Here is an 11,556-nt window from a genome sequence, read left to right on the forward strand (position 1 = left end):
CGAACAGATGAAAATGGTCAAAAAGGTCGTTGATCGAAAAGCAGATGCCTTTGTAAGTGAATGCATGGCGGTCAACCCTGAATACCAAAGGGTGTTCCAGGAACGACTTGTGAAGGCGAACATAACGGTGATTGCCAATGTGATTGAGGACCACCTGGATGTCATGGGGCCGACCCTCGATGACATTGCAGAGGCATTCAGTTCGACGATCCCGGAGAATGGGTATGTTGTCATTCCTGAAACACCTTATCAGGAATATTTTGAAAAAATAGCTGCAAAGAAAGGCTCACAGGTTGTTGTAGCAGACGAAAGCACGGTTGAGGAGTCTTATTTGAAGAAATTCCCCTTTATGATTTTTCCACAAAATGCTGCTCTGGCGTTAGCGGTAGCGGATATACTGGAGATTGATCGGGAAGTGGCTCTTAAAGGTATGCTAAAAGCACCGGTTGATCCAGGAGCGATGCGCGTCCACCGATTCGGTAAGAAAAGAGCTCCGAAGTATTTCTTCAATGGTTTTGCTGCAAACGATGTAACATCCACCTTGAATATTTGGGAGCGGATTCTAGAGCTTGATTATCCTTCCGATGAAAGCACGATCGTAATGAACTGCCGAAGTGATCGCGTCGAAAGAACGATTGATTTTGCAGAAAAAGTACTTCCATATATAGAAATGGATCGTCTTATCATAATGGGAGAAAGTGTGCAGCCAATTCTTCAAGCCTATGAAGAAGGGAAAATCTCCGTTGATAGTCTTGTCAATCTAGAAAAGTCTTCAACGGACGTCATTGTAAAACATTTGCAAGAGCTTCCCGGCAACAGTGTGATTTATGGTATCGGGAACATCAATGGCGGTGGGGAAGAACTGGCGGCTGCGGTTCAAGACTTGGAAGTGGTTCCGTCGCTTTCGGATTATGCTACAGGATGGGAAGAAGATGTGATTGAACCTTCGATCGACGAAAAATCCCTTCGAGAAAAGAAGTTACAAACAACAAATAAATAGTGTGATGGCACCTTAAAAAGGAGTTGGAGATCTATTGTTCGGTACTGATTTATATATTGCGATTGTCATTGGTGTGCTTTTAAGTTTGCTGTACGCTGAGAAAACGGGGATTATGCCTGCAGGCCTGGTTGTTCCCGGCTACTTAGCGTTGATTTTTGATCAAGTCATGTATGTATTGGTCGTAGGCTTGATCAGTTTGATTACATACTTGCTCGTTTCACAGGTGCTTTCAAGGTTCACGGTGTTATATGGACGAAGGAAGTTTGCGGCGATGCTGACGGTTGGTGTCCTCATGAAGATGTCAATGGATTACTTGTATCCACTCACTCCTTTTCCTGTTATGGAACTTCGGGGGATAGGAGTCATCGTTCCAGGGCTGCTTGCCAATTCCATTCAAAAGCAAGGCGTCCTGCCGACGTTTAGTGCAACATTCGTGATCGCCTTTGTCACCTTCGTGTTAGTTACGGCTTATAGCTTGTTTTAGAGGAGCGTATTCATGGTAGAAAAAGACTTGAAATACAAAATGAAAGTTTGGACGAAAAAACATCAGAAGAAGGCGGTCAAGCACTCGCTGATTTTGCTTGTGATCCTATCCATACCTTTTTTCGGGCATCAATGGCTCGATCAGCCTTCGATACCTGAAAACACAAGACCGGACGACGTTGACTTCCGCATATCGATGGTGGGTGACATTATGCTCGGACGTCACGTCCGTGAAGCTGCCTTAAGAAGCGGGGAATCGCCAGGGCGAGTCTTTGAATACGTGTCTCCTTTTTTGGATCAGTCTGATTATGTAACGGGAAATTTTGAGAACCCTATCATTGATACTGAAGATCCAAAAGTGAAGACCGTTATGGAAGACTTCGAATTGCAAAATAAGGCGATCCATTTGTATGCCCAAAAAGGCGCAGAACAAGCGATTGAAGAGGCTGGGTTTGACTCTGTGAACCTCGCCAATAATCATACGATGGATTATGGAAGTCTTTCATTAGAAGAAACATTGAAGCATATGGAGAAAGTAGATGTTGACCTCTTAGGAATAGGGAAGGCCCTCAATCCTTCTGATGAACTTTTCGGTGAAGAAGAAACGTTGACGGATGCAGGGAAAATCCACTACTTTGACGCCGACGGAAGAAGAATCGCGATTCTTGGTTTTACTGATGTATTCGTACAAGGTTATAGTGCAAGCGAATACGTCGGCGGTGTACTCACGAATTCCGGGCTGGATGTATTGCAGAGCAGAATTCGAGAGGCCAACGAGCAAGCCGATGTCGTAATGGTCCATTCGCATTGGGGAGCAGAGTATCAGGCGCGAGCCAATACTGATCAGGAAACACTCGCCTATTTGATGACAGATATGGGAGCAGACGTCATCATCGGTCACCACCCTCACGTATTAGAACCTGTCACACGCGTACATATTGAAGGCGATCCAAATGATCCAGAGGACCCGGATAAAACCGCTATCGTCATGAACAGTTTGGGGAATTTTGTCTTTGATCAAGGGTGGTCGAGAACGAAGGACTCAACAATGGCTCAGCTGGATTTTCTCAATGATGGAGGGATCGAGCTTTCGTTTGTCCCTATGCAAATCTCTGATACACGCCCGCGAGAGACGAATGGAATTATGGAGCCACTACGGAATTTTCGTATTTTCAGAACGCTCAGAAAGGACTTGGATCCACAATATTGGCGTATGGAAAATGATCGTTTGATTATCGACTTGAAAGAGGCAGGAGTCATCGAAGGATAGGAGGGCTGTATTTTTGAACTATTTAAGACTAACCTATATAGTGGCTGCTATCGTTTTCGTCGGATTAGTAGGATGGAATTTCTATTTTGAAGACGAGTTCGATCAGTTCCGCGAACCTTATACTTTAGAAGATAGAGTAGAAACCTTAGAAGTGGATACATCAGGTGAAGAAGAAGCTTTTGTTTACGGAGTCAGCGCGGTTCATCCACTTGCCGTGGAGGCGGGAATGAAGGTATTGAATGAGGGCGGAAATGCAGCGGAGGCGGCAATTGCGGTTTCTTTCGTTCTCAATGTTGTGGAACCCTACGGCTCTGGAATCGGAGGCGGGGGCCAAATGGTCATTCATGAGCCGGGTGAAAAGGCGATGACCTACGACTACCGAGAAGCAGCACCAGTCAGTGGTGCGAAGCCGCAAAGAGACATTGCAATTCCTGGTTTTGTAAAAGGAATGGAAGCCATTTATGATGATTACGGAAATAATGTAGAATGGAGTACGCTGCTGGATGATGCTGTCACCCATAGTGAGGAAGGTATCAAAGTCGGTCGTATTTTCCACGAACAATTGCAGAACTCAAGACGTTTTATTCAGACAGGTAATGAAAATCCAGAGATTTACAACATGTTTTATCCGGAAGGGCGAGCGCTTGAGATCAATGATACGCTGGTACAAAAAGAGTTGGCGGATACGTTGAAGCAGCTCCAGGACCAAGGGCCGGAAGCCTTTTATGAAGGAGCCATTGCGGAAGAGCTATCCGCCAAGGTCGGATTCGGAGCGAATGACCTGGCTGCGTATGAAGTAGGGAAGCGCCCAGCTCCAGTTGGGAACTTTAAGGGACAGAAGGTCTACTCCGGCTCCTCGCCAACGTCCGGAATCATCGTCATTCAAGCGTTACAGATGATTGAGCAGCTCGAAGGTAATCTGGAAAAAGTGCTGAGAGAAGAGTTCGAAAACGCCAATGGTGAACTGCCAGCCTTTCTTGCGGAGGGACTGCCGACAAGTATGGAGCAGGTAGTGAATGAGGTACAGTACCAGGATCTCTATATCCATCTGGTGAATAAAGTGGTCAACCGCGTTTACACAGACAGGGTTTATACGCTTGGTGATCCCCAGTTTGAAGAAGTAGAACAGGAGAAATTGACTTCTAAAAGTTATGCGGAAAAATTGTTTGAAGAAGAGTTTTCCGTCGGGGGTCAGTCATTGACCAGTTTCAATGAGCTATTTGTTTCTCCTGGGGAAAAACAAGATACAAGAAATACGACCCATTTTGTTGTCGTCGATAAGGATGGCATGATGGTATCGGCAACGAATTCACTTGGGAAGTTCTTCGGTTCTGGACTGTATGCAAATGGGTTCTTTTTGAACCACCAATTAATCAATTTCGATACTGCTGAAGGATCTATGAATGAATACGAACCAGGCAAACGACCACGTTCCTTCGTTTCTCCGCTTATTTTTGCAGAGGATGGACGAGCGGTACTCGGTATCGGTTCACCTGGCGGGAAAAGAATCCCGGCAATGCTAATCCAGACGCTTATGCAGTATGAATATGGCATTAACCAGGATACAGGGGAACCTCTCACGCTCCAACAAGCGATCAGCCGCTCTCGTTTTTATACGGCCGATAATGTGGTTCACCTGGAAAAAATGATTGATCAAGCTGCCGTCAACCGCTTGAGAAGTGAAATGGATTATTCCGTTATCACTCATGATTCTCCTGTTTATTACGGGGGCATTCAAGGTTTAGGAATAAGGACGAACGGAGATGTCATCCAAATGTACGGGGGAGGCGACCCGCGCCGTCTAGGAACGTGGCAGATCGGTAATCAGAATGGAATGAATGAAGTAAATGAAGCAAAATAATTAAGAGAGAGCTCTGCAGGGGGACCTGCGGAGCTTTTTCTATATAAGGGTTTGTTTGAGACACAGAAATTGACAAATAATAAAATCCATAATATATTTATCTTGAAACTGAGATAATCACAAACGAACGGTAGACATAAAAATTCAGTACTAATATGGAGGAATGAATATGAACGAACTGAAAGGGATTCACCACGTAACGGCGATTACGAGCAGTGCGGAAAAGAATTATGAATTTTTCACGTATGTTCTTGGGATGCGGCTTGTTAAGAAAACAGTAAACCAGGATGATATCCAGACCTACCACCTGTTCTTTGCGGATGACGAAGGTAACCCTGGCACGGACATGACATTTTTCGATTTTCCAGGCATTCCTAAAGGATCCCATGGAACGAATGAGATTTCAAGGACGTCCTTCCGTGTGCCAAGTAACGATGCTCTAAGCTACTGGGAGAAAAGATTTGATCGTCTTGAGGTGAAACATAAAGGCATCCAAGAAAGATTCGGTAAGAAGATCCTTCCTTTTGTTGACTTTGACGACCAATCTTATGAGTTAATATCAGACGAGAATAATGAGGGAGTTCCTGCAGGTAAGCCATGGCAAAACGGACCCATTCCATTAAAATATGCCATCGTCGGACTGGGACCTTTGCACGTGCGTGTCGATAACATAAATTACTTCAAAGACATGATGGAAAAAGTACTTTTATTCAGAGAGATCGCTCAAGAAGGAGCCTTGCGATTATTTGAAGTTGGTCAAGGGGGGAATGGTGCGCAAGTGATCGTTGAGTACAACAACATCCTTCCGCCTGCACGACAAGGATATGGAACCGTTCACCATGCGGCCTTTCGTGTAAATGATCGTGATGCATTAGAGGCATGGGAGCAATGGATGCCTCGCTTCGGTTTCCGGACATCCGGCTTTGTGAATCGTCACTATTTCGGTTCCCTGTATGTGAATGTAGCTCCACAGATTTTGTTTGAGTTTGCAACGGATGGACCTGGTTTCATGGGTGATGAGCCTTATGAGACTCTTGGTGAAATGCTTTCCCTGCCTCCAAAGCTGGAGCCGAAACGTGAGCAAATTGAGCAGTATGTGCGCCCAATTGATACGGTGAGGAGTACAAAGGACTTCACGAAGGAATATGAATGAATGGAAATTGAGAGCCGGCCTCTATAGAAGGAGCTTTTTCGATATAAAAGAGGAAAGATGATAATGGTTAAATTATTTTCCATTTGAGATTCTTTAAATTGAGGAATTTCTGTGAAAACACTAACACCATTTAGAATTATATGGTATTTTAATGGTAAGCCATCTCAAAATAGAGATCATTTAAAAGAGACGAAGGTTTGTATAGGTATAGGTGGCGGGGCCCTGGGGTAAACTGGGGCCTTTTATTTTGGAAATTTAAGCGCTTTTTAACTGATTTAGCAGATGATCTAGTTTTTGTGAAAGCCGTAGAACTTCTTGATAATCCGTATTATTTAGGTATGCTTCATACATTTTCCATCTTGTATATTCAATTTTTTCTTCAAGAATGACTGTCTTTCCCATGTTATTTCACTCCTTTTCTTCATGAAATGTCAAGAATTGATGTGATTTTACATAGTATAAAAGTATCAATGTCGATTTTTATAATTAGTATATAGGAACTAATTACGTTTATCTTACCACTACTCTTTATAGTTGTACATACCAATAAAATTCGATTTTGAGAGCGTTCTTATAGCAATATTTTAAACTTTATTCTTTCTAAGCAGTTCATTGTATGCTTGTATTTTGGTTAGAGATCACCTTGAAAAAATAAAAAAATCCAGGGGTTTTTAGTTGAAAAAGTAATTTTTGCGATTTCTCGTGTTCATCAATGTGAAAATATAGGAAATAGCATTTTTTAATTTTTAGGAAGACGGTAAGCAGAATTTCCGCTTTTTTCTTAATTATTTATATTAAATTATGAAATAAGTCGGAGTACTCTCTTTACGAGGATTACATTGATGTTTTTTGGGTTGACAAACCCATAAAAATTTTCCTTTAATATCCATTCATTCACATGTTTTGTCCCATAAGCAGGTATATAGTATAGTTAGAATGAGAGTGATTTTTCTGAAAATAGTGTATAAGGAAGAGAGGGGTACACCGAATGACTCAGCAAACTTTTTTACTGCAGCCGAAAATATCGGAAGTTTTGAACAATATTAATAAAGTGATGATCGGGAAAGAGGAAGCGGCATTATTAAGCCTTGTCGCGTTATTGGCGAAAGGTCATGTACTACTGGAGGACGTTCCAGGTGTCGGAAAAACGATGCTCGTCAAAACGCTGGCCAAGTCACTGGACTGTGACTTCAAACGGATCCAGTTCACTCCAGATTTGCTTCCTTCTGACGTCACTGGTGTTTCTATATATAATCCGAAGAATATGGAGTTTGAATTCAGACCAGGTCCAATTCTTGGGAACGTTGTTTTAGCGGATGAGATTAACCGTACATCGCCAAAGACCCAATCCGCCTTACTGGAAGGTATGGAAGAAACGAGTATAACGGTAGATGGAAGTCCTGTCCCGCTTAGTGATCCGTTCTTCGTTATGGCGACTCAGAACCCGATTGAATATGAAGGAACATACCCACTCCCAGAAGCACAGTTGGATCGTTTCCTCATAAAAATGAAGATGGGGTATCCAACGCCGAAGCAGGAGATGGAAATGCTTTCTCGGACTTCTGGAGCGCACCCCATTCATTTAATCTCTTCAGTAATGACCCGCGAAGAACTGATTGGTCTGCAAAAAGAAGTAGAAGAGGTCTATGTCGATAAAACGGTCAACCATTATATCATCGAATTGACAACAGGAACGCGTAACCACAACGGCGTGTACTTAGGTGTGAGCCCTCGTGGGTCGATCGCTTTAATGAAAGCGGCAAAAGCGTATGCTTTTATCTATGATCGTGATTATGTTGTACCAGATGATGTGCAATATCTGGCTCCTTTCGTCCTCTGTCACCGTATGATCTTGACGTCAGAAGCTAGATTCGAAGGAACCACTGCCGAGGATATTGTACAAGAGTTAGTTTCGTCTACCTCTATTCCAGTTAAAAGGAATATCAGTGAATGAGGCAAACGTTTCAATTCATCGCTAAGCTGATCGTCGTGGCTCTATTGTTCGGTGTACTATTTTCTTATGCGATGTTCCAGGGAGGGTTCGTCAGCTGGTTTCTGTTCTATGCTTTTCTCCCTTTTCTTGTCTATATGCTGGGGGTTCTTCTCTATCCGATACATGACTGGAAAATCAATCGGGACCTTTCGAAGCGAATCGCTACAGGCGGGGAGAGAGTCGATGTCGAAGTTACCTTGACCCGTCGATTCCCGTTTCCAATTTACTATTGTGTTATCGAGGAATACTTGCCCGAATCTTTGAAGAAAAAAGATGACCATCTGGAAAAATACCGAAAGATGGATGAACCGGATATCATGGACGAGCACAGAATCATTAAACGGGTCATGTTTCCGTGGTTCCGAAAAAGTATTCATTATAGGTATTCATTGGAGCAGGTGCCGCGTGGGGAACACTTTTTGAAAGCGGTCCGTGTGAAAACGGGTGATTTTTTCGGTTTCGTTAAGAAAGAACATGTATACATGCTCGACAACCGTTTACTCGTTTTTCCTTTTCAACGCCCTGTGAAATTGAAAGAACGTGTGTACAGCTTTGAGCAGGGAGCGAGTCCTTCATTTAAGCTGAATGAAAAAAATACGAACATCGTGACCGGTGTTCGTGAATATATGCCGGGAGATCGGTTTGCATGGGTGGACTGGAAAACAACTGCCCGGAAAAATGAAATGATGACGAAAGAGTTCGAGCAGGAAAAAAGTGTGGATATGCTCGTTATTTTGAATGCCGTCTATCATCCAGCAATGAACCCTGTAAGCTTTGAAGGAGCTGTTGAGTTCAGCGCGTCCTTATTGAGTGAACTTCACACGAAATCCTCCCAAATGGCTTTTATGACGCTAGGGGACGGAAGAGGTTATTTTCCTTTCCAACAAGACTACACTCATAAGCAGATGATTCAGGGGCATTTGGCAAAAATCCGGCCGATTGGAAGGACGCCTTTTGCTCAGCAGCTGGAGCGTGAACGTTCACAAATACCGGCGGGGATTATCGCAATGATCGTAAGCCATCAACTGGATGCAGATATTCAGCAAGCTGTCGTCAAGTTGTCAAAAAAGAGCAAGCGTCTCGTCTTTTTCTATATACGTCCTCATAAGCAGATGACGTTTCAGGATCACCAGGTCATCAAACAGATGAAGAATCAGGGGATCCTTGTCAATGTGCTGTCTGAAGAGCAGCTGATCCAACCTGAATTCGAGGTGAACACATAATGCAGCAACCTCAAGATCAACAAACGTTCATCTATAGGCTCATCATTTACATTACGGGCTTCCTGCTGTTTTGTGAGTGGCTGAGACCGCTTGAAACAGTAACGAACACCAATGATGTCACGATTTTTTTCATTTATGGTGCGTTCTGTTTCTTCATTTCATTTTTACAAGTTCAATGGTGGCTTTCCATGCCGCTTAAATTGATCGGGATGGCTTTCATTATTGACGGACTTTATATAGCTGAAACAATCTTTACACGCAATTGGTTTTCGCTCATTTACGATCAACTTATTTTCAATGTTCAGGTAATCCAAACGCAAGAGTGGTGGCAGATGACACCGTTGTTTCGAAGTCTTCTGTTCCTCATTCTGTTATGGTTGATGAGCTATCTATTGTATTACTGGTTTATTGTGGCAAAACGGATGTTTGTTTTCGTTCTGATGACACTTATTTATGTCACTGTTATTGACACGTTTACCGTGTATGACGGTCAGTGGGCAATTATCCGTACCTTCATTCTTGCGATGGCAGCTCTAGGCTTGTCCAGCTTTTCTAAAGAAATGGATAAGGAAGCCATTCCCTTTTATGGAATGAAAAAAGCTCACCTGTGGGCGTTGCCGCTTGTCGTCGTTATCCTGTTTTCAACCGTAGCAGGCTACGCTTCACCGAAGCCGGATCCTCAATGGCCGGATCCTGTCCCTTATTTGAAAAGTGCAACAGGTGGTCCAGGACCGGGGGGGAGTGGTGTCGTTCAAAAAGTCGGTTATGGCGAAAATGACAGTCGTTTAGGTGGATCCTTTATCCAAGATGATACACCGGTCTTTACCGCTGTAGCCGATGGGGAACGCTATTGGAGAATTGAATCGAAGGATACGTACACCGGAAAAGGATGGGAAGATACGCTTGAAGAGCCTGCGAGTATCGTTTCTACCGATGACATACCTTTTGAAACGTTTTCTGATGAAGTCGAGGTCGAGGAACAATCCGCCTTTCTTCGCATGACTCCAGATGCAACATTTAAAAAGCTTGTTTACCCTTATGGCATTAATTCCGTGAATAGAGTGCAGCCGAATTACAACCTGCGTCTTCACGAAAATACAGGGGAAATGGATACGTTGAAAGGTGACTCTTCCGCAAAATGGAATGAGTTTGCCATCGACTATGAATTTCCTTCTTTTGAGTACAGTCAGCTTCGTGAAGCAGGTACAGAAGACCCTGAAAATATCAGTAATCGATACTTGCAGCTTCCGGATAATCTGCCGAATCGCGTCCAAAACCTGGCTAGTACAATTGTAGAAGGAGAAGATAACCGCTACGACAGGGCAAAAGCGGTCGAGTCATATTTTTCTGCCAATGGTTTCGAATATTCAACGACCGATGTCCCTGTTCCACGGGAAAATCAGGATTACGTCGACCAATTTTTATTTGAATCCCAGCTTGGCTATTGTGATAACTTCTCAACATCGATGGTTGTCCTGTTAAGATCTGAAGGTATTCCGGCCCGATGGGTGAAAGGTTTTACTGGTGGGGAAAGAGTGGATTCGACGAGCACGGATAATTCTGAAGAAGTGCAGAACGTCTACCAGGTCACAAGTGGAAATGCCCACTCCTGGGTGGAAGTTTATTTCCCTGATATCGGCTGGGTTCCTTTTGAACCTACAAAAGGGTTTACCAACAATGCTGATTTTTACACAGAGGTTGATACAGAAGGGGAAGATGCTGCAGCATCCAATCCTGACCAACAAACCCCGGAAAATAATATGGGTAACCCTCAACAAATCGAAGATGAGCAGGCGAGCCAGGACCAAGAAAATATAGGCGGCTCCAGTGAGAATAGCTATACGTGGAAATGGGTACTTCTCGTGATCCTGATTCTTGCGGGAGCGATTTTGTTCTTCACGCGTTATCGTTGGATGACTGCTTTACTGATCAGACGTTATCGAAATAATCAGGACGAAGAGACGTACGAAAAAGCGTACCAGTATTTATTGAAAGTTCTGGAACATAAAGGAATTAAGCGTCATCCCCAGCAAACTTTACGTGAATATGCGAGAGTGGTTGATCGACATTATCAGTCCAATGATATGCGCCGTTTGACCAATGATTACGAACGTCTTTTATACCGAAATGAAAGTCATAGGGAACGTTGGCCGAAAGTCACTGAATTATGGGAAAATTTAATTAAAAAAGCATTGTCTTGATTCCTGTGTGTGCGGTTGATAGAATGAATGAAAATTAGACGCATTCTTCCTTCGTATATCCTCGAGAATAAGGCTCGAGAGTCTCTACCGGGGCACCGATAATGCCCTGACTATGAAGGTGGGAATCTCTTGACGTGTATCTTCATGGATGGATTTCTGCCTTCGTTGTTGGTTTATTAAAAGACCACTCTAGCAGAAATCCATTTTTTATTAGAAATGCTGAATCGCCTTGTTAAAAGGCCTGGCGCTGGATAACAGAACCAAAATGATGATAGATAAGGAAAAGGAGTGGAATAAAGTGGAACAAGTCCAAGGAATGATCTTAGTACTTGATTTTGGCAGTCAATACAACCAATTAATCACCCGCCGTAT

The 11,556-nt window shown here is 43.4% G+C and carries 9 protein-coding genes and 1 riboswitch; of the genes, 8 read left to right on the forward strand and 1 reads right to left on the reverse strand.

What is annotated here, in order from left to right; translation table 11 throughout:
- The 5 genes from pgsB to LD39_RS02770 all read left to right on the forward strand — a co-directional run.
- Positions 1-1,000, forward strand: a 1,000-nt coding sequence (gene pgsB, locus LD39_RS02750) for a poly-gamma-glutamate synthase PgsB (RefSeq protein WP_035542650.1), incomplete at its 5' end; no start/stop codon positions are given.
- Positions 1,001-1,034: 34 nt separating this feature from the next.
- Positions 1,035-1,484: a poly-gamma-glutamate biosynthesis protein PgsC gene (pgsC, locus tag LD39_RS02755; protein WP_035542652.1), complete on the forward strand. Its 450-nt coding sequence runs from the start codon at positions 1,035-1,037 to the stop codon at positions 1,482-1,484.
- A 12-nt stretch (positions 1,485-1,496) separates the two neighbouring features.
- The gene (locus tag LD39_RS02760) at positions 1,497-2,753 is read left to right on the forward strand and encodes a CapA family protein (protein WP_052158702.1); all 1,257 of its coding nucleotides are present in this window, start codon (positions 1,497-1,499) and stop codon (positions 2,751-2,753) included.
- 13 nt (positions 2,754-2,766) lie between these two features.
- Positions 2,767-4,614, forward strand: a complete 1,848-nt coding sequence (locus LD39_RS02765) for a gamma-glutamyltransferase family protein (protein WP_052158703.1) — start codon at positions 2,767-2,769, stop codon at positions 4,612-4,614.
- Positions 4,615-4,783: 169 nt separating this feature from the next.
- Positions 4,784-5,767: a ring-cleaving dioxygenase gene (locus LD39_RS02770; RefSeq protein ID WP_035542653.1), complete on the forward strand. Its 984-nt coding sequence runs from the start codon at positions 4,784-4,786 to the stop codon at positions 5,765-5,767.
- Between the two features lie 255 nt (positions 5,768-6,022).
- Here the strand turns inward: LD39_RS02770 and LD39_RS21945 are convergent, their stop codons facing one another.
- Positions 6,023-6,169, reverse strand: coding sequence for an aspartyl-phosphate phosphatase Spo0E family protein (locus LD39_RS21945; RefSeq protein ID WP_081988261.1), 147 nt, complete (start codon positions 6,167-6,169; stop codon positions 6,023-6,025).
- A 586-nt stretch (positions 6,170-6,755) separates the two neighbouring features.
- Between LD39_RS21945 and LD39_RS02775 the strand changes: the two genes are divergently transcribed.
- Genes LD39_RS02775 through LD39_RS02785 form a run of 3 tightly spaced genes read left to right on the forward strand, consistent with a single transcriptional unit; the run spans position 6,756 to position 11,184 of the window.
- Complete coding sequence (locus LD39_RS02775; RefSeq protein ID WP_035542656.1) at positions 6,756-7,721, forward strand: MoxR family ATPase; 966 nt, start codon at positions 6,756-6,758, stop codon at positions 7,719-7,721.
- A complete protein-coding gene (locus LD39_RS02780) occupies positions 7,718-8,983 on the forward strand; it encodes a DUF58 domain-containing protein (RefSeq protein WP_035542657.1) in 1,266 nt (421 codons plus the stop codon). Before LD39_RS02775 ends, LD39_RS02780 begins: the two co-directional genes overlap by 4 nt.
- Positions 8,983-11,184 (forward strand): transglutaminase domain-containing protein, encoded by a 2,202-nt coding sequence (locus tag LD39_RS02785; protein WP_035542659.1) that lies wholly within the window; start codon positions 8,983-8,985, stop codon positions 11,182-11,184. Before LD39_RS02780 ends, LD39_RS02785 begins: the two co-directional genes overlap by 1 nt.
- A 31-nt stretch (positions 11,185-11,215) precedes the next feature.
- Positions 11,216-11,317, forward strand: a riboswitch (purine riboswitch).
- The last annotated feature ends 239 nt before the right edge of the window (positions 11,318-11,556 follow it).

The organism is Halobacillus sp. BBL2006, from assembly GCF_000786645.1.
In the GTDB taxonomy this organism is placed as follows: domain Bacteria; phylum Bacillota; class Bacilli; order Bacillales; family Halobacillaceae; genus Halobacillus.

What these genes read in the sequence shown, in the direction of transcription:
- LD39_RS02760 (WP_052158702.1), top strand. Translation starts at nt 1,497, where the DNA reads ATGGTAGAAAAAGACTTGAAATACAAAATGAAAGTTTGGACGAAAAAA.
- LD39_RS02770 (WP_035542653.1), top strand. Translation starts at nt 4,784, where the DNA reads ATGAACGAACTGAAAGGGATTCACCACGTAACGGCGATTACGAGCAGT.
- LD39_RS21945 (WP_081988261.1), bottom strand. Translation starts at nt 6,169, where the DNA reads ATGGGAAAGACAGTCATTCTTGAAGAAAAAATTGAATATACAAGATGG.
- LD39_RS02775 (WP_035542656.1), top strand. Translation starts at nt 6,756, where the DNA reads ATGACTCAGCAAACTTTTTTACTGCAGCCGAAAATATCGGAAGTTTTG.
- LD39_RS02780 (WP_035542657.1), top strand. Translation starts at nt 7,718, where the DNA reads ATGAGGCAAACGTTTCAATTCATCGCTAAGCTGATCGTCGTGGCTCTA.
- LD39_RS02785 (WP_035542659.1), top strand. Translation starts at nt 8,983, where the DNA reads ATGCAGCAACCTCAAGATCAACAAACGTTCATCTATAGGCTCATCATT.